This is a genomic window from Nitratireductor alexandrii (assembly GCF_004000215.1).
Lineage (GTDB): Bacteria > Pseudomonadota > Alphaproteobacteria > Rhizobiales > Rhizobiaceae > Mangrovimarina > Mangrovimarina alexandrii.
Genome location: NZ_RBVY01000006.1, coordinates 259471 through 276754, shown reverse-complemented (window position 1 = coordinate 276754; position 17284 = coordinate 259471). Strand labels below are relative to the sequence as shown.

Sequence of the window (17284 nt, the reverse complement as noted above, 5' to 3'; positions counted from 1 at the left end):
CAACGGGAGGAAACAATGCGATCGACCCCAAAATATCTCGCCGCCGCACTCGTGATGTACGGCACCGCCGCCTTCGCCGATGAACAGGCCCAGCAGTTCCGCGACGCGTTCCTGGACGGATCGGCCGGCTGGGACACAGTCCAGGCCCGGGCCAAGGAGGAAGGGACCGTCAATCTCTATTATTGGGGCGGCAACGATGTCTTGAACGTGTGGATGGACCGCGTGGTCGCGCCGGCGCTCGAGGCGGAGGGCGTCAAGCTCAACCCCGTGCGCATCACCAGCACCAAGGACGCCATCGACCTGGTGCTGGCAGAGAAAAATTCCGGCAAGGGCGTCGGAGAGGGCAGCGTCGACGCGATCTGGCTGAACGGCGAGAATTTCGCCACCCTGAAGCGCCAGGACGCGCTGTTCGGCAGCTTCGCGCAATTGCTGCCGAACGCGGTCAACATCGAATGGGACCAGTCCGACAGCCGCTCGCTGCTCAATTTCCGGGATTTCGGCGTCGAGACCGAGGGCAAGGAAATGCCGTGGTCGGGCGAGCAATATGTGTGCGCGGTCAACGCCGCGCGCGTAGAGGCCGGCGACGTGCCGTCGACCTTCGAGGAACTGCGCGCCTATCTGGAGAAGAATCCGGGCAAGTTCACCTATATCAAGCCGCCGCATTATCTCGGCAACACGTTCGTCCAGGCCGCGATCTACGCGCATAATCCGGACGGCAACGGCGCGGAGGCCTTCCAGGCCTCGCTCGACGAGATCGGAGCTGCCGAACTCGCGCGCCTGATCACGCCGGGTCTAGAATACCTCAAGGAACTGGAGCCGCTGCTTCTGGACGCCAATGGCGGCAAGCCGCGTTATCCCGAAGACAATGCCGCACTCGACGGGCTGTTCCTCAACGGCGAGGTGAACTTCAACTGCAAGTTCGGCCTCTACGCCGTGGCGACCGGCCTTGCGACCGGGACCTATCCCGAACAAGCCCAGGAATTCATCTTTCCCAAGGGCAACATGATCAAGAACAAGAACTATCTGGCGATCCCGGCCAACGCGCCGAACCCGGCCGCCGCGCTGGTGCTGGTCAACTACATGACCTCGGTCGATTCGCAGGTGTCCAAGCTGAAGAATGTCGGCATGCCGGCCGGCATCGATCCCTGGAAACTGTCGGATGAAGACGTGGCCGCGCTCGCCGAGGCCTCGCCCGGCCATGTCGGCGTGGACCCGGCCGAACTCGACGCCAACACCGCCCCCGACACCAACGCCACGCTGGTCGACGTGATCGAGGCGACCTGGCTGGACTATATCGAGCGCGGTAGCGACGCGCCGATCGCCGACATCGTCGCGCGCGCGGCGGAGAACCTGAACAAGTAACGCCAACGCCGCCGCCGCCTTGGGCGGCGGCGGAAGCTCCGCCCGGAGGCCACGGTGACACAGGCACGACACGACACGATGCGCAGACGGGAGCGGCTGCGCGTCATCCTGCAACTGACGCCGATCCTGGCGGTGCTGTTCGTGCTGTTCGGCGGGGCGCTGGTGCTGGCGGTTCTGCAGTCGCTCGGCTTCGCGCCCTGGTTCGGCGTCAACACCTTTCCCGATTTTTCCTATTTCGGGGCGCTGTGGTCGTCGACCTCGTTCTGGTGGTCGCTCGGGCTGACGCTTTATTACGCCACCGTGTCGACGGTGATCGCGCTGGTGCTGGCGGTTCTTCTCGCGCTGGCGCTGATCAAGGCGTTTCCCGGCAAGACCTTCTACAAATATCTCTACAAGCTGCCGCTGATGATCCCCTACACGGTCGGCATCGCACTCGCCGTGTTGATGCTGAGCAATGGCGGCATGTTGTCGAGACTCGCCGCCTTTGCCGGGCTGATCGACGATCCGGGCCAGTTTCCGCAGATCCTGAAGACCCATTACGGCTGGGGTATCATCGCCGTTTATGTGTGGAAACAGGTGCCCTTCATCACGCTCGCCGTCTACGCGGTCCTGTTGGGGATCGGGCGCGAGACGGAGGAGGCGGCCGCGATCCTGGGGGCCGACCGCAAGACGATCTTTTTCCGCGTGACCCTGCCGCAAATCCTGCCCGGCATCGTGTCCTCGACGCTGATCTGCTTCGCCTTCAATGTCGGGGCCTTCGAGGCGCCCTTCATCCTCGGCGGCGGCTTTCCCGACACATTGCCGGTGGTGGCGTGGCGCTATTTCAACGACGCCGACTACACGCTGCAGCTACAGGGCATGGCGACGGTGGTGTCGATCGGCCTCGTCTCCGGGGTCATCCTTTTCGCCTATCTGGCCGCCTATCGGCGCTACGAGATGAATATGGGGCGGAACTGAGATGGCCTTCAAACACGTGCAGAGCCTGTCGGAGCGCCTGTCGCCGTTTCAGAAATTCTATCTGATCGTGATCGCCGGCTTCATTCTGGGGCCGTTCATTCCGCTGCTGATCCAGAGTTTCGCGTTCCGCTGGGCCTGGCCGGACCTGCTGCCGTCGACCTGGTGGCTGGAGCAGCGCGACAAGTCGATGCTGCCGCTCGCCTGGGACTACGTGTTCTCGCCCTATTCGCGGGTCTGGGAGGCGACGGTCAATACCGTTTTCATCGGCAGCGTCGTCACGGTGATCTGCCTGGCGATCTGCCTGCCCGCGGCCAGGGTTCTGGCGCGCGAGCGCTTTCGCGGCAAGAGCGCGTTCGAGTTCTTCCTGTCCCTGCCGCTAATCGTGCCGGAGGCGGCCATCGGCATCGCGCTGTTGATGATCTTCATCCGGCTCGGCCTGGCCGGCAGCTATGTCGGCATCATCATCGCCCATCTGATCCCGACCATTCCCTACATGGTGCGCATGCTGACGGCGGTCTATCAGGGGCTGGGCCGGGATTTCGAGGAACAGGCGATGATCCTGGGCGCCAACCGCCGGCAGATCCTGTGGCGCGTGACGCTGCCGATGCTGCTGCCGGGCGTGGTGGCGGGAGCGCTGTTCACCTTCCTGGTATCGACCAACATCTTCCTTTTGACCTTTTTCCTCGGCCAGGGCCAGATCGTCACGCTGCCGACGCTGCTGTTTTCCAAGATTTCCGGCGGCACGCTCGACGCCTCGGCCGCCGGCATCACGCTGATCGTCACCCTGCCGGGGATCATCCTGCTCATCCTGTCGGAACGCTTCATCAAGGAAGAGGCGTTCGGCAAGGGTTTCGGAAATTGAGGACACGACCATCATGACGACACCGGCTTCGATCCTGGAGCGCTTCCCCACACTTCCTCCCGAACTGGTGAGAAAGCGCCTGGGGCGACCGGCGGCGCGGCCGCGGGTCATCATCGACACCGACGCGGCCAACGAGATCGACGACCAGTACGCGCTGGCCTGGGCGCTGCTTTGTCCCGAGCGGCTCGATCTGGAAGGGGTGACCGCGGTGCCGTTTTCCTTCGCGCATCATCGCGACGGGCTGATCCGCAGCACCGAGATCGTGCGCGCCGGCGGGCCCAAGGACGCCGAGGAGGAGCGCTTCATGGGCGGGCTCGGCGGCTGGGCCGAACGAGTGGTCGCGGCCGGGCGGCGGGCCGAGGACATCCGCTTCGTCGGACCGGAGGAGGGCGCGGAGCTCTCCTATCAGGAAATTTTGCGCGTGTTCGACAAATGCCATCTGCCGGCCGACGGCAAGGCGTTTCGCGGCTCGCCCGGCTATCTGACCAGCCTTGAGGAGCCGCTCGACACGCCGGCGGCGCGGTTCATCATCGAACGCGCGCGCGCCAAGGGCGACGGCCCGCTCTACATCGCCGCGATGGGGGCGTTGACCAATGTCGCCTCGGCCCTGCTGATGGCACCCGACATCATCGAAAACATCGTCGTGGTGTGGACCTCGGGCTTTCCCTCCCATGCGCCGTTTTCCAACAAGCCGTCGCTCAATCTGGTGCAGGACCGGCTGGCCTCGCGGCTGTTGTTCGATTGCGGCGTGCCGCATGTCTACCTGCCGGGCTACCATGTCGGCGCGCAGCTGAAGATATCGCTGCCGGAGATGGAGCGCTTCGTCAAAGGCCGCGGCGCCATCGGCGATTATCTGTTCCATCTCTACACGCACAATCCGCTGCACGAGATGTTCGCGATCAGCGAGGCGCAGACCAAGACCTGGGTGATCTGGGACGTGATCAACATCGCCTGGCTGTTCGACCCAAGCTACGTCGCCACCACGCTGACCACCTCCCCGGTTCTCGACGAGGAACTTTACTGGCGCCATCCCGGCGGGCGCCACGCGATGCTGGAAGCCTTCGACATCAATCGCGACGCAATCTTCGAGGATTTTTACGCCGTGCTCGAGCGCCAGGCGCCGCGCTGAGGCATTTGACGGCCACGATATTGCCAAACGCGGCTTTGTCGGATAAGCGCCGCACCATCAGCTGTTTTCCGGTGGCAGGTATGGGAAGCGTCGTTTCAACAGACAGATAGGCCGCAGCAACTCTCCTTGTTGCTGCGGCGTTCCGTTCGTCTCGTTCCAGCCGGTCCCTGACGCGTGGACGCCGTTCGTTTTCCTTTCGAGCGGACGTTTCGTCATGACCACACCGCGCCCCAAATGGGCCTATACGCTGCCGTCGACCCTGCTTCTGATGGCGCCCTTCGATGTCCTGGCGTCGCTGGCAATGGACATCTATCTTCCCGTCGTTCCGGCGATGCCCGGCGTGCTGAACACCACGCCGCTGGTGATTCAACTGACGCTCAGCCTCTACATGGTGATGCTTGGCGTCGGGCAGGTGGTCTTCGGGCCCTTGTCGGACCGCGTCGGGCGTCGTCCGGTCCTGCTGTGCGGGGCAGGGCTGTTCCTCGCCGCTTCCGTCGGGATGGCCTCGGTCTCCACCGCGACGCTTTTCGTCACGTTTCGGGTCCTCCAGGCGATCGGCGCGTCGGCCATGCTGGTCGCGACCTTCGCGACGATCCGCGACATCTATGCCGAACGCCCCGAAGGCGCGGTCATATACGGCCTGTTCGGTTCGATCCTCGCATTCGTTCCGGCGCTGGGCCCGATCGTCGGCGCGTCGATCGCCGGCATTTTCGGATGGCGGGCGATTTTCGTCGCGCTAGCGGCGATGGCCGCGATCGCGGTTGCGAACGCCAGCCTGAAATGGCCGGAAACGCGGCCCCTGGACCGGGCGCAAAGCCGCAGATCGGTGCTGCCGATTTTCCGAAGTCCGGCCTTTTGGGTCTACACGACCGCATTCGGCGCGGCGATGGGCACGTTTTTCGTGTTTTTCTCGACGGCGCCGCGCGTGCTGATAGGGCCGGCCGGCTATTCGCAGATCGGCTTCAGCCTCGCCTTCGCAAGTGTCGCGGCGGTGATGATCGCGACCACCCGCTTTACCAAGGCGTTCGTTACCAGATGGGGCGTCGCCGGGTGCGTGGCCCGCGGAATGGCCCTGCTCCTGTGCGGGGCGACGCTATTGGGGCTTGCCCAACTCTTCGGCACGGCGTCCTTTGCGACGTTCATCCTGCCGATGTGGGTCGCGGCGGTCGGTATCGTCTTGACGGTATCGGTCACCGCGAATGGCGCTCTGTCGCAGTTCGACCACATCGCAGGCGCGGCGGTCGCCTTCTATTTCTGCCTGCAAAGCCTGATCGTAAGCGTCGTCGGAACGGCCTGGATCACGCTGCTGGACGGCGACACGGCCTGGCCGCTGGCCGGCTATTCGGCAACCATGGCAGTGCTGGTATGGCTGGGTCTGCTGCTGCTTCGCTCACGGGAGAAGGTGCTCGACAGTCGCCGGTGACCCTTTCGATGTCACGCACGCGGTCGCCGGCTCGAATGGCGGGCTTGTGACGGTCGCCCGCCGTTGCGCCAAGATCAGGTGATCCAGGTCACGGCGGTCGGTCCTTGGCAGGTACGGATGGCGCTTGATTAAACTAGAAAATTAGTTATATAGTTTTTAAACAGATACGTCGCAGGGCGGACGAGCGCCTGTGCGCTGTCGATATATCGGTGTCGTGCCGTCACAGGGCGGGGCCGTCTGCCCCGCTCCCGGAAACCAACAGCCGGACAGGTCGAGATGACGGAAGCTTTTTTGCGGATCGGAAATCGGGGAACGGGCCTTGTCCGCGAGGCGTGGCGCGGCGGCGGCGTCTGGCTGGTTACCGCCCTGATCCTGGCTCTCCTCGCCGCGCTGGCCCCGGCCCAGGCGCGGCTCAGCCTGTGGTTCGTGATTGGCTCGCTGGCGGAGACCGCGCCCTATCTCGTGCTTTCGATCGCGGTCGCGGCCTATGCGACGGCGAGCGGGGCCGACAATTTGATCGCCCGTGTCTTTGCCGGTTCGCCGCTGGTCATGATCGCGATCGCCGCCGCATTCGGCGGTCTGTCGCCGTTCTGCTCGTGCGGGGTTATCCCGCTGATTGCCGCGCTCCTGGCCATGGGGGTGCCGCTGTCCGGCGTGATGGCGTTCTGGCTCGCCTCGCCGGTGATCGACCCGTCGATGTTCGTCCTGACATCGGGGCTTCTCGGGTTCGAGTTCGCGCTCGCCAAGACGTTCGCGGCCGTGGGGCTCGGACTGTTCGGCGGCTACGCGACCCATCTGTTGATGCAGATGGGACTGCTTGGCGATCCGCTGCGGCCGGGCGTCGGCAATGGCGGCTGCGGCGCGTCGGCGGTCCGCGCTCCAGGCCCGGTCGCCTGGTCGTTCTGGTCCGAGCCCGAGCGGCGCACCCGCTTCGCGCGCGCGGCCGGCTCGGCGACGCTGTTTCTGCTCAAATGGCTCAGCCTCGCCTTCCTGCTGGAAAGCTTGATGCTGGCCTATGTTCCGCAGGAATGGATCGCCTCCGGCCTTGGCGGCGCGGGAATCGCGCCGATCGTCACCGCGACCCTGGTCGGCGTCCCCGCCTATCTCAACGGCTACGCGGCGCTGCCGCTGGTGTCGGGCTTGATCGAGCAGGGCATGGCGCCGGGTGCCGGGCTTGCCTTTCTCGTGGCCGGCGGCGTGACGTCGTTGCCCGCCGCGATCGCCGTCTTCGCCCTGGTGCGGCGCCCGGTGTTCGTGCTTTATATCGTGCTTGCCCTGGTCGGATCGCTGGCGAGCGGGCTCCTTTACCAAGCGTGGCTATGACCGGCTGCGGCGGCGGACGGTCATCCGGCTCCGCCGCCGTCCCGGCTTTTGCGCCGCCGACACGCCGGAGCCGCCCGCCGCGGCCTTGGAGCCGTTCTGCTTTTCACGGACGCGCAGACCGGCCCCATTTGTTATTTTGACGCGTTTGCGAACGGCGAACCGGTTTCCGCTTTGCCTGCAACTCTAGTCCGCGACCAGAGGCGTGTCGAACGTCCCCTCCACATCGATGCAGGCGTCGGCATCGGGTTCGGAAAACATGTCCTGCTTGCGGCAGAGCCGCGCGACGAAGCTGCCGGAGGTCTCCGGTTCGCCGCCAAGGGTCAGCGTGTCGAGGGTCAGTTCGACCGAGCCGCCCTCGTCGCCGGCAACATAAAACGGCGCGCCCATGCCTTCGGGCCACCAGGATATGCTCGGGTCGGAAGCCGGCGCGTCCGGCCCGGCTCCCATCAGCGAGAATTCCACGACCAGGACGTTTTTCATCCGGCTCTTGCCGTCCACGGCGTGTGCCTGAACGGAGACGCGGCTGAGCGGGCCGAAATTACTCAGCGTCGCCGTCGCCGTGCCCTCGCTGGGCACGCGCAGCGTTTCGCCCTGATAGGCCTGCGCGTCGATGACCGCGGTGACGGTTCCGAGCCGGACGGTTTCCACTGCAACGGCCTTTCCGGCTGTCAGGAACAGGATGCTTGTCAGCGCCAGCGCGGCGATGCGGTGAACGAAAGGGTGCATGATCTGGGTTTCCTCGTGTGGTCGGGATGGGGAGCGAGGCAGCGCCGGGCGCGGCCGAAGTCAGGGGAAGGAGATCAAGGGAAAAGGTTAGGGGAAGGACCAGCCGTCATGGTCGATGCGGAAAATCCGCAAGGGGGCGCCCGCCTGGTCGGGATCGGCCCGCAGGCTGTAGGTCGCGCGTTGCGGCCGGCCGAAATTGACGCAGTCGACATGGACGGTGATCATGCCGCGAAACATCGGCCTGTCGGCGTCCCGCCGGGGTTCCTCGCAATGGCCGTCGAAATCCTGCGCGCCATAGATCGGATCGGCGCCCGCCTGCCCCGACACCAACGCCCTGGCGACCTCGAGATGGAAATAGCGTTTTGCGCCCTGAAGACGATAGAGCCCGGTGTTGCCGCCCGCATCCTCGATCGAGCGCATCTCGTAAAGGGTCCTGACCAGTTCCTCCCCCGCGACGATGAGATCGTCGCCCGGTTCGCGGCTGAGATCGCCGCCGCCTGCCGGCCCGCCATAATCGGGTTCGAGATAGTCGGCGTTGACCCAGCCGGCCCTGGCCAGGTCCGCGCTGCGCATCAGGCACCAGCGCGGCGGCAGGGCGGCGATCTCGGCCCGCGACATCGCGGCGCGGTGGGCGGGGGTGTAATAAGGCACACAGGTGACCTGCTGCATGCCGCGCTCGTCATGGGCAAAACGCGTCAGCACCGAGTAGGCCGTGCCCGGTCCCATGCGGGCGTTGAGCGCGTCGCGGGGGGAAACGCCGGTCACACGCCAGGCGTCGGGGCCGTGGCCGTCGATTTCCGCCAGGGTCGGCGTGCCGGCAATGGCGAGCATCGCCGTGCTCAGAACCGCGACCACCCATCCAGCCAGGGTTCTTTTGCCGCCATTGCGTGTTTGTGCCATCTCGTCATCCTCGCGCCGCGCCGCCAAGGCCGGGGCGTCATCGCCGTTTCCGTTCAGCGCGCGGCCATCGGCGAGCCGCTCGCAGCATGGCAGGAAGCTTACCAAGGTCGCACGGTCGGCGTGAATGAGACATATGCCCTACCGGCAACGGCGTGAAGACGGGCAGGCTGCCCGGTCGTCTCGCCGCAGAGCCGAAACGTGCTTCACCCGCTGTGCGGCACACCGGGGCGCGGCGCGGCGTCCGCTTCCCGGCCGCAAAGCCGCGCCAGTTCGATCTTGCTGGCGATGTCGAGCTTGCCGTAGAGATTGAAGATATGGTTGCGCACCGTCGACGGGGCGATGCGGAGGGCTGTGGCGATCTCGCGATAGGTCAGGCCGTCGACATAATGCTGCGCGATCTCGCGCTCCCGGCCGGTCAGGCGCGCGAGCGGCCCGAGATGGCGCAGGCGCAGCAGGTAGTGCTCGCCGAGCCTTTCTGCGATCGCGGCCACAGTTCGACCTTGCCAGGGCGAACCGGTCGGCAGGGCGGCGCGCAGCGCGGCCGGCAGCCGGTCCGGCCGGTCGGACTCCCCTCGCAGCAATTCGGTGAAACATCCATGCGAGGCCAGAACCCAGCCGTCGCGGCCGATCAGGCCGACAGCCTCGTCGCGGTCGGCGTGACGGCAAAGCGTCGTTTGCCGATTGATGCGGAGCGCTGCCGACAGATGCGGCATCAGCGCGTGTTTGAGCCTGCGCGCGGCATCGCAAAAGACCGCCGTTTCGGTGTCGGCACAGAGCCCGACGAAGCTGACATAACCGTCCTGCGGCTCGGCCGCGATCGTGGCCATCATCTGCCGGGCACCAAAACGCTTCCAGTGCTCGTTGTAGGCGGGGGTGCGGCGATAATTCTCGACATCGTCGAAACGCGCGGTCTGTCCGATCCGGTTCAGCGCGATGTCGCAAAAGGCGTCCGTATCCGCCACCGCCGACCAGTCCTCGATCACGCGCGGCGTTTGACCGAGCGCGGTCAGGTCGCTCACCCGGCGGTCTTCGGCGCGGCCCCCGCCCCAGAGCGCGAAATCGAATGCGATCAGCCCGCCGAGCCGCCGCAAGGTCTGTCGGCGGAATTCGTCCGGAGACGCTTCGGCGGCATTGGCATAAAGGCCGAGAAGAAATTCCGAAATATTTTCAGCTTTTTCCCGCATCAGCCGCTTGGTCTTTCATTCCGGTGCCCGTGCCGCGCCACATGTCGAGCGTCGCGACGGCGAAGCCGCTACAGCTCATCTTTAGCGGGTGCGACGCTTGGCCGAAAGACCCGGGTATGCCGACAAGACTGGCGGCAATCCCGAGCCCGCGCTTGCGGTTTGCATCGTCGTGGCGGCCGCCTGTCCGGGCCGGTCTCAGACCCAGGCGTTGACGTGCCAGGGCAGGAACTCGTGCTCGCCGTAACCGAGCAACTCGCTTTTTGTCGGCGCGCCGGAGGCGGTGCGCACCATTGCCTCGAAAATCGCCTGGCCGGCTTCCTCCAGCGACGCCTCGCCGTCGAGCACGGTGCCGCAATTGACATCCATGTCGTCCTGCATGCGCCGATACATGGCGCTGTTGGTCGCGATCTTCAGCGAGGGAGAGGGCCGGCAGCCGAAACAGGAGCCGCGCCCGGTGGTGAAGCAGATCAGATTGGCACCGCCGGCGATTTGGCCGGTGACCGAGATCGGGTCGTAGCCGGGCGAATCCATGAACACCAGGCCGCGCTTGCGCACGGCTTCGGCATAGGGGTAGACCTCCATAAGCGTCGTCGAACCGCCCTTGGACAGGGCACCCAGGGATTTTTCCAGGATCGTCGTCAAGCCGCCCGCGCGGTTGCCGGGGGAGGGGTTGTTGTCGAAACCCTTAGGCTCGTGCGCGGTGTAGTCCTTCCACCAGTCGAGCAGTTCGATCAGCCGGCGGCCAACATCCTCGCTTGCGACCCGCTGCAGGAGCAGGTTCTCCGCGCCGTAGATCTCCGGCGTTTCGGACAGGATCGCGGTTCCGCCGTGACCGACCAGGATGTCGGCGGCGACGCCGAGCGCCGGATTGGCGCTGATGCCGGAAAAACTGTCGGAGCCGCCGCATTGCAGGCCGACACAGAGCTCCGAAACCGGAAGGGGTTCGCGGCCCTGGTTGCCAGTCTCGGCCATGATCTCGCGCACGATCGCGGCGCCGGTATCGGCCGTCGCGCGAGTGCCGCCGACTTGCTGGATGGTGAGACTGCGCACGGTGCCGCCGAGCTCAAGTCCCTCCTGCTCGCACAAAAGCTCGATCAGATTGTCCTCGCAGCCGAGGCCGACGATCAGCACGCCAGCGAAATTGGGGTGGCGGGCATACCCGGCGAGCACCCGGCGCAGCATGTCCATCGAGGGGCTGCCGTCGGAGACGCTGCAGCCGCTGCCGTGGCTCAGCGCCACCACGCCGTCGATATGGGGATGCTCGTTGCGCCAGGCCGGATCGGCAAAGCGATTGGCGATCAGGTGGGCGACCCCGGCAGCGCAGTTCACCGTCGTCAGGACGCCGATATAGTTGCGCGTGCCGACCCGGCCATCGTCGCGGCGATAGCCGAGAAAGGTCGGCGGCTCACGGTTGGTCAAGGCCGGCGGCGGCGTCACGGTGATGGTGTGGCCGGCGAGCGAGCCCGGATAGTCGAGATTGTGCATGTGGACATGCTCGCCCGCCGCGATGGGCCTGGCGGCGATGCCGATCGGCTGGCCGAGGCGCAGAACCTGCTCGCCCGTCCCGACCGAACGCAGCGCCACCTTGTGTCCGGCCGGCACCGGCCCGCGAACCGTGGCGTCTGAAAAGGGCGACAGCGCCTCGCCCGGTTCCAGCGCCGTCAGCGCGACGGCGACATGGTCGTTCGGCGATAGCCGCAGCAAACGGTCGGGCATCTCTCACTCCTCAAAATGTCGACATTATGCATCTTGAGCACATTTAAACGCCGCCGTCGAGGGGCGATGCGCAGACGGCGCGCGAGCGCCCGCCGGCGCCCCCTGCATCGACGTGCAAAGTTTCGCAGGCGCGGGCCTAGCTCGCGCCGCGCGAGGAGCGCGCCGCAGCCAGAATGTGGCTGCGCAGCATTGCCGTGGCCAGTTCCGTGTCGCGATCACGGCAGGCCTGCAGGATCGCCTGATGTTCCTCATGCGCTTTTTCACGGCCGTCGGTCAGCGTCACCTGAACGCGCAGATAGCGGTCGATCGTCTGGTGGATCCGTTCGAGCTTGCCAAGTGTCGTCGGCCGCTGGGCAGGCTGGTAGAGCTGCAGGTGAAGCTGCCAGTTCAGCTTGCTCCATTGCGACATATCGGCGTTTTTCATCTCAGAAATGGTCTTTTCGGCCGCTTCGAAGTCCGATTCGGTGCTGGCGGGGATCGCCAGGGCGAGAAGATGCGGCTCGATTAGCAGCCTGAGTTCGAAGAGTTCGGTGATCTCCTCGGCGAGAATCGGCGCGACCTTGGCGCCCTTTTGCGAGGTGAGCGTGACCAGCCCCTCGGCCTCGAGCTGACGCAGCGCCTCGCGCACGGGGCTCCGGCTGATGCCGAGCTCGGCGGCGATCTCTTCCTGCCGCAGCCTCATGCCGCTTTCGTACTCGCCGGCAACGATGCGACGCCTGAGCTCGACGCAGACCTGGTCGGCAACCGTGTTCTTTTCGATCAGGGGCTTGTTCATGGAGCGGGAATCCATCTGGTGACAAATATTGCTATGCGTTTCGTTTCCCTCTTGCAAGGTCGAATGAAGAATGTATACATTCGGCAAATAGCCGGCGATGCCCGGTCTGCAGAGTGAGAGGGACGACCAATGATCAACTGGACCGGGGTGTTCCCAGCCGTAACGACGAAACTCAAGGCGGATGGGAGCCTGGATCTCGACGCCACGCGCAGAAGCGTCGACCGGCTGGTGGTCAATGGGGTTTCGGCGGTGATCATGCTGCCGATGCTGGGTGAAAACGCGTCGCTGCGCGCCGATGAGCGGGAAGCCGTCATCGAGGCGGCGCGCGACGTCGTGGCGGGTCGCGTGCCGGTCCTGACCGGCCTGGCCGATCTTTCCGAGGACGCCGCGGCGGCGGCGGCGCGCGACTATCGGCGCATGGGCGTCGACGGGCTGATGCTGTTTCCCAGCCTCGCCTATCGCACCGACCCGCGCGAGACGGTCGCATGGTATCGCGCCGTCGGCGCGGCGAGCGACCTGCCGATCATGATCTACAACAATCCGCTCGCCTACCGGGTCGATGTCGGGCCCGACGAGCTGGAAGCGCTCGCCGATGTCGACACGATCATGTGCGTCAAGGAAGAGTGCGGCGACCCGCGCCGCATTACCGACATCTACAACCGGGTCGGGGATCGCTACGCGGTTTTCTGCGGCATCGACGACCTGATCGTGGAGAGCGTCGCCGTCGGTGCAGTCGGCTGGGTATCGGGCATGACCAATGTGTGGCCGGCCGAGTGCGTGGCCCTGTTCGAGATGTGCAAGGCCGACCGCTACGCCGAGGCGCGCGCCCTCTATCGGCTGCTGATGCCGGCGTTCCATCTGGATACCAGCGTCAAGCTCGTCCAGTACATCAAGTTTGCCGAGCATCTCGTCTACGGCGCGCCCGAACATGTCCGTCGCCCGCGTCTCGATCTTGTGGGTGAGGAGCGGGCCGAGGTCGGGGCGGTGGTCAAGGCGGCGATCGCCGCGCTGAAGCAGCGGGCCGCAAAGGCGGCCTGACGCGGCCGGCGCCCGGTCGGAGGCGGTTGGGCGCCCGGCGTCCCCGTTTCGGCGGAGGGCGCGTCGCGTGACGAAGACGAATGATAAGGGCGCGTTTACCGCTGTCCCGCATGAACCAGTCGCCTGGCGCCGGACGGGAGGAGAACCGTTCGCGCGGCGATGACCGATCCGGTCGGCCCTGACATCGCGTCAGTCCGCGTCCGGACCCAGTGTCCGGACGCGGCAGGCGACCGGGCCGACTGACGAGAGACGGTCGCGGTTCCACCCGGAGCCGGGACATGTCCGAAAGCCCGGTCATGGGGCCGGGCAACAAAGGGAGAGAGGACCATGCTGAAAACCAGAAGCCTGATCGCGGCGGCGATCATCGGGCTTGCGGCGCACGCCGCAACGCCGACGACTGCTGCCGCAGAAGGCACGATCCCGGTGATCGTGAAAAATACCTCGACCTATTATTGGCGCGTGCTTCTGGCGGGTGCCCGCAAGGCCGGCGACGAACTCGGCATCGAGATCGCCGAACTCGGTCCCCAGACCGATTCCGACATCAACGGACAGATTTCGGTTCTCGAAAACGCCGTGGCCAACAATCCGCTCGCGGTCGTCATCGCTGCGTCGCAATACGAGGCGCTCGGCAAGCCAATCGACGAGGCGGCAACCAAGACCATCGTGGTGGGTGTCGATTCGGGCGCCAACAGCGATGCCTACGCCTCCTTCGTCACCACCAACAATGTCGAAGGCGGCCGCGCGGCTGGCGAGGCGCTGGCCGCGGCGATCGCAAAGGCTCATGGCGACGCCGAGGGCGACGTCATGCTCATCACCTCGGTGCCGGGCGCGGAATCGCTCGATCAGCGGGCAGAGGGTTTCAAAGCCGTTCTGGCCGACAAATATCCCGATATCCGCATTGTGGCCGACAAGGTCGCGGACGGCCAGATCGTGACCGGGCTTAACATCGCCAACGATGTCATCCTGGCCAATCCCAAGCTGCGTGGCATCTTTGCGAGCAGCGAAAAGATGGCGGTCGCCGTCAGCCAGGCCGTGGCGGAGAACAATCTTCAGGACCAGATCAAGATCGTGGCTTTCGACAGCAACGAGCAGCTGGTTCAGCATCTTGCCGACGGCATCGTCGCCGCGCTCATCATCCAGGATCCGATGCGGATGGGTTATGACGGGGTGAAGATTGCCTATGCGGCCTCGAAGGGCGAAAAGGTGCCCGAGATGGTCGACACCGGGGTCAACGTGATCACCCAGGAGAATATGGACAGCGAGCGTTCGCAGGAACTGCTCAACCCGAAAATCGACTGAGAGTCCGCGCAAGAACCAACCCGGTGGGAGACGATGACCTTACTTGATCAACCACGCGGAACCGCTGAAACCAGCCAGCAAGGGCGGTTTCTCGTCGAACTCAAGGACGTTCATAAGCGCTTTCCGGGGACGTACGCGCTCAAGGGCGTGGATCTCGCCATGCGACACGGCGAGATCCACGCCATCATCGGCGAGAACGGGGCCGGCAAATCGACCCTGATCAAGATCCTGACCGGCGCTCACAAGCGCAGTTCGGGAAGCATTCTGTGGCAGGGGCAGGAGGTTGCGCTCGCCGCTCCGCAGGAAGCGCTCGATCTCGGCATCAACGCCGTGCACCAGGAAGTCGTTCTGTGCGAGCACCTGACGGTGGCCGCCAATATGTTCCTGGGAATGGAACAGCAGCGGCTCGGCCTGCTGAACGAGCGCGCCATGGTGCGGCGCTCGCAGGAAATTCTCGACGATCTCGGTTTTCGCCTGTCGGCCGCCGCGCCGCTGTCGGCGCTGACCATCGGCCAGCAGCAGCTGGTCGCCACCGCCAGGGCGGCAATCCGCGGCACCAAGCTCCTGATCCTCGACGAGCCAACGGCCTATCTCACACGGGCGGAGACGGACCAGCTCTTCGCGCTGGTCAGGCGGCTGCACAGCCAAGGCGTCACCATCGCCTATATCAGTCACAGGATGGAAGAGATTTTCGAACTGGCCGACCGCGTTTCCGTCCTCAGGGACGGTGAACTGGTCGCCAGTCGGGTGGTCGCCGAAACCACGCCGGAACAATTGATCCGCGACATGGTCGCCCGTTCCCTCGGCGAGATCCATCATAAGGAAGACATCCCATTCGGCGAGACGCTTTTGAGCGTCGAGGGCCTGTCCGGTCCCGGATTTTCGGACGTCTCGCTGTCGGTACGACGCGGCGAGATCGTCGGGCTCTACGGGCTGATCGGCGCCGGCCGCAGCGAATTCGTCGAGTGCGTGTTCGGCAGGCGCCGCCGCACCGCGGGCCAGGTGACGATCGGCGGCCGCGCGTTGAAGGGTGTCAACGAGGCCGAGGCGATCGCGGCCGGAATCGTGCTGTTGCCGGAAAGCCGGCGCGATCAGGGCCTGTGCCTCAATCTCGACGTCGGTTTCAACCTGACGCTGCCGATCTTCCGGCGTCTCAGTCCGCGCGGCCTGATCGACCGACGGCGCGAGGCCGAGGCGATCGGGACGCAGATGCGCGCGCTCGACATTTCCGCCGCCGGCCAACAGGCGCCGACCTGGACGCTTTCGGGCGGCAACCAGCAGAAGATCGTTCTGGGAAAGTGGCTTAATCACGGGGCCGATTTGTTCATCGTCGACGAGCCGACGGTGGGCGTGGATGTCGGCACCAAGCTTCAAATCTATCGTCTCTTCGCCGAATTGCTGCGCAAGGGCGCCGGCATCATCATGATCTCCTCCTACCTGCCGGAGGTCTACGATCTGTCCGACACGCTGCATGTCTTCCGCCAGGGGCGGCAGGTCAGCAGCTACGGTGCGCGCGGCGTCGATCACGAGACCATTCTGGCCGACGCGATGGGGACGGCCAACAAGACGTCCAACGGGGGAAAAGCCGCATGAAAGACGCCGCACCGGAAACGCAGGAAGCCGGGCTGTCCAGGGCTGAGCAGCGCCAATCGCGTTTCGCGTTCGTCAGAAGCCTGACCCTTCTGGGGCTGGTGCTGCTCGTCTGGCTCGGCCTGAGCCTGATGACGGAAAGCTTCATGACCTCGGCGAACCTGTCCAATCTGGCGCGTCAGGCGTCGCTGTGGGCGATTATCGCCGTCGGCCAGACCTTCGTCATCATCACCGGCGGCATCGACCTTTCGGTGGGTGCGATCGTCGGCCTGTCGAGCACCGTCGTTGCGGTGCTGCTGAAAGCGGGCCTGCCGATCTGGCTGGCTGTCTTCATCACCATGGGCATCGGCCCAGTGGTGGGCGCGTTCCACGCCTTCGGCATCCTCAGGATGGGTCTGCCGCCGTTCATCATGACGCTGGCGACCATGACCGGTCTGCGCGGTATCGGCCTTTTGCTCACCGACGGCCAGACGATCGCGGGCCTGCCCAACGCCTTTACCGCCTTCTCGCGGCAGAGCTTTCTCGGCATCCCGTCGCTGGCGTGGATGGTGGTGCTGGTCGCCGTTCCGGCCTATGTGCTTCTCAGCCACAGCCGCTGGGGACGCCACCTCTTCGCCGTCGGCAGCAATTCGGAGGCGGCGCGGTTGTCTGGCATCAGCATCTCGCGCACCATCTATCTGGCCTATATCCTGTCGGCCAGCTGTGCGGCCTTCGTCGGCATTCTGACGGCCAGCCGCATCTCGATCGGGGTGGCGACCACGGGCGAGGCCTGGGAGCTGCAATCGATCGCGGCGGCGGTGATCGGCGGGGCCAGTCTGTTCGGCGCGGTGGGCAGTGTGCCTGGACCCCTGCTCGGGTCGCTGCTTTTGACCACCATCAACAACGGCGCCAATCTCTTGAACGTAAACCCGTTCTGGCAGCGGATCATCACCGGCGCCCTGATCATCGTGATCGTTTGGCTCGATCAGTTGCGGCGCGCCAAGCGCTGACAACGTCGCGC

15 protein-coding genes are annotated in these 17284 nt (G+C 65.3%); 10 read left to right on the top strand and 5 right to left on the bottom strand.

All coding sequences use genetic code 11. The features are described 5' to 3' along the window. Positions 1 to 15 precede the first annotated feature (15 nt). The 6 genes from EP380_RS15795 to EP380_RS15770 all read left to right on the top strand — a co-directional run bounded on the left by EP380_RS15795 (position 16) and on the right by EP380_RS15770 (position 7056). Positions 16 to 1362 carry an ABC transporter substrate-binding protein gene (locus EP380_RS15795; RefSeq protein ID WP_106572068.1) on the top strand — a complete coding sequence of 449 codons (1347 nt, stop codon included), beginning with the start codon at positions 16 to 18 and terminating at the stop codon, positions 1360 to 1362. Between the two features lie 54 nt (positions 1363 to 1416). Continuing rightward, the gene (locus EP380_RS15790; protein ID WP_199190484.1) at positions 1417 to 2319 is read left to right on the top strand and encodes an ABC transporter permease; all 903 of its coding nucleotides are present in this window, start codon (positions 1417 to 1419) and stop codon (positions 2317 to 2319) included. A 1-nt stretch (position 2320) separates the two neighbouring features. Then, entirely contained in the window at positions 2321 to 3181 is an 861-nt protein-coding gene (locus tag EP380_RS15785) for an ABC transporter permease (RefSeq protein ID WP_199190483.1), read from the top strand. A gap of 13 nt (positions 3182 to 3194) precedes the next feature. Then, positions 3195 to 4310 carry a nucleoside hydrolase gene (locus EP380_RS15780; RefSeq protein WP_106572066.1) on the top strand — a complete coding sequence of 372 codons (1116 nt, stop codon included), beginning with the start codon at positions 3195 to 3197 and terminating at the stop codon, positions 4308 to 4310. 214 nt (positions 4311 to 4524) lie between these two features. Then, the gene (gene cml / locus EP380_RS15775) at positions 4525 to 5733 is read left to right on the top strand and encodes a CmlA/FloR family chloramphenicol efflux MFS transporter (protein ID WP_127599287.1); all 1209 of its coding nucleotides are present in this window, start codon (positions 4525 to 4527) and stop codon (positions 5731 to 5733) included. A 276-nt stretch (positions 5734 to 6009) separates the two neighbouring features. Next, on the top strand, positions 6010 to 7056 hold the full coding sequence (locus tag EP380_RS15770; RefSeq protein WP_127599286.1) for a permease: 1047 nt from the start codon (positions 6010 to 6012) through the stop codon (positions 7054 to 7056). Positions 7057 to 7239: 183 nt separating this feature from the next. On the opposite strand, the gene EP380_RS15765 is transcribed toward EP380_RS15770, so the two are convergent. From EP380_RS15765 to EP380_RS15745, 5 genes are all read right to left on the bottom strand, one after another. Next, on the bottom strand, positions 7240 to 7782 hold the full coding sequence (locus EP380_RS15765) for a hypothetical protein (RefSeq protein WP_106572063.1): 543 nt from the start codon (positions 7780 to 7782) through the stop codon (positions 7240 to 7242). Between the two features lie 87 nt (positions 7783 to 7869). Further along, on the bottom strand, positions 7870 to 8682 hold the full coding sequence (locus EP380_RS15760; RefSeq protein ID WP_127599285.1) for an SH3 domain-containing protein: 813 nt from the start codon (positions 8680 to 8682) through the stop codon (positions 7870 to 7872). Between the two features lie 203 nt (positions 8683 to 8885). Then, positions 8886 to 9866: a helix-turn-helix transcriptional regulator gene (locus EP380_RS15755; RefSeq protein WP_127599284.1), complete on the bottom strand. Its 981-nt coding sequence runs from the start codon at positions 9864 to 9866 to the stop codon at positions 8886 to 8888. Positions 9867 to 10061: 195 nt separating this feature from the next. Next, a complete protein-coding gene (locus tag EP380_RS15750; protein WP_127599283.1) occupies positions 10062 to 11582 on the bottom strand; it encodes a UxaA family hydrolase in 1521 nt (506 codons plus the stop codon). Positions 11583 to 11718: 136 nt separating this feature from the next. Next, positions 11719 to 12357, bottom strand: coding sequence for a GntR family transcriptional regulator (locus tag EP380_RS15745; RefSeq protein ID WP_158264387.1), 639 nt, complete (start codon positions 12355 to 12357; stop codon positions 11719 to 11721). 129 nt (positions 12358 to 12486) lie between these two features. On the opposite strand from EP380_RS15745, the gene EP380_RS15740 reads away from it, so the two are divergent. The 4 genes from EP380_RS15740 to EP380_RS15725 all read left to right on the top strand — a co-directional run bounded on the left by EP380_RS15740 (position 12487) and on the right by EP380_RS15725 (position 17273). After that, positions 12487 to 13395, top strand: coding sequence for a dihydrodipicolinate synthase family protein (locus EP380_RS15740; RefSeq protein WP_127599282.1), 909 nt, complete (start codon positions 12487 to 12489; stop codon positions 13393 to 13395). A 327-nt stretch (positions 13396 to 13722) separates the two neighbouring features. Beyond that, on the top strand, positions 13723 to 14694 hold the full coding sequence (locus tag EP380_RS15735) for a substrate-binding domain-containing protein (protein ID WP_127599281.1): 972 nt from the start codon (positions 13723 to 13725) through the stop codon (positions 14692 to 14694). A gap of 33 nt (positions 14695 to 14727) precedes the next feature. Then, complete coding sequence (locus EP380_RS15730; protein ID WP_127599280.1) at positions 14728 to 16287, top strand: sugar ABC transporter ATP-binding protein; 1560 nt, start codon at positions 14728 to 14730, stop codon at positions 16285 to 16287. After that, a complete protein-coding gene (locus EP380_RS15725) occupies positions 16284 to 17273 on the top strand; it encodes an ABC transporter permease (protein WP_106572055.1) in 990 nt (329 codons plus the stop codon). Before EP380_RS15730 ends, EP380_RS15725 begins: the two co-directional genes overlap by 4 nt. The last annotated feature ends 11 nt before the right edge of the window (positions 17274 to 17284 follow it).

What these genes read in the sequence shown, in the direction of transcription:
- EP380_RS15730 (WP_127599280.1), top strand. Translation starts at nt 14,728, where the DNA reads ATGACCTTACTTGATCAACCACGCGGAACCGCTGAAACCAGCCAGCAA.
- EP380_RS15765 (WP_106572063.1), bottom strand. Translation starts at nt 7,782, where the DNA reads ATGCACCCTTTCGTTCACCGCATCGCCGCGCTGGCGCTGACAAGCATC.
- EP380_RS15795 (WP_106572068.1), top strand. Translation starts at nt 16, where the DNA reads ATGCGATCGACCCCAAAATATCTCGCCGCCGCACTCGTGATGTACGGC.
- cml (WP_127599287.1), top strand. Translation starts at nt 4,525, where the DNA reads ATGACCACACCGCGCCCCAAATGGGCCTATACGCTGCCGTCGACCCTG.
- EP380_RS15750 (WP_127599283.1), bottom strand. Translation starts at nt 11,582, where the DNA reads ATGCCCGACCGTTTGCTGCGGCTATCGCCGAACGACCATGTCGCCGTC.
- EP380_RS15770 (WP_127599286.1), top strand. Translation starts at nt 6,010, where the DNA reads ATGACGGAAGCTTTTTTGCGGATCGGAAATCGGGGAACGGGCCTTGTC.
- EP380_RS15735 (WP_127599281.1), top strand. Translation starts at nt 13,723, where the DNA reads ATGCTGAAAACCAGAAGCCTGATCGCGGCGGCGATCATCGGGCTTGCG.
- EP380_RS15755 (WP_127599284.1), bottom strand. Translation starts at nt 9,866, where the DNA reads ATGCGGGAAAAAGCTGAAAATATTTCGGAATTTCTTCTCGGCCTTTAT.
- EP380_RS15760 (WP_127599285.1), bottom strand. Translation starts at nt 8,682, where the DNA reads ATGGCACAAACACGCAATGGCGGCAAAAGAACCCTGGCTGGATGGGTG.
- EP380_RS15745 (WP_158264387.1), bottom strand. Translation starts at nt 12,357, where the DNA reads ATGAACAAGCCCCTGATCGAAAAGAACACGGTTGCCGACCAGGTCTGC.
- EP380_RS15785 (WP_199190483.1), top strand. Translation starts at nt 2,321, where the DNA reads ATGGCCTTCAAACACGTGCAGAGCCTGTCGGAGCGCCTGTCGCCGTTT.
- EP380_RS15725 (WP_106572055.1), top strand. Translation starts at nt 16,284, where the DNA reads ATGAAAGACGCCGCACCGGAAACGCAGGAAGCCGGGCTGTCCAGGGCT.
- EP380_RS15740 (WP_127599282.1), top strand. Translation starts at nt 12,487, where the DNA reads ATGATCAACTGGACCGGGGTGTTCCCAGCCGTAACGACGAAACTCAAG.
- EP380_RS15780 (WP_106572066.1), top strand. Translation starts at nt 3,195, where the DNA reads ATGACGACACCGGCTTCGATCCTGGAGCGCTTCCCCACACTTCCTCCC.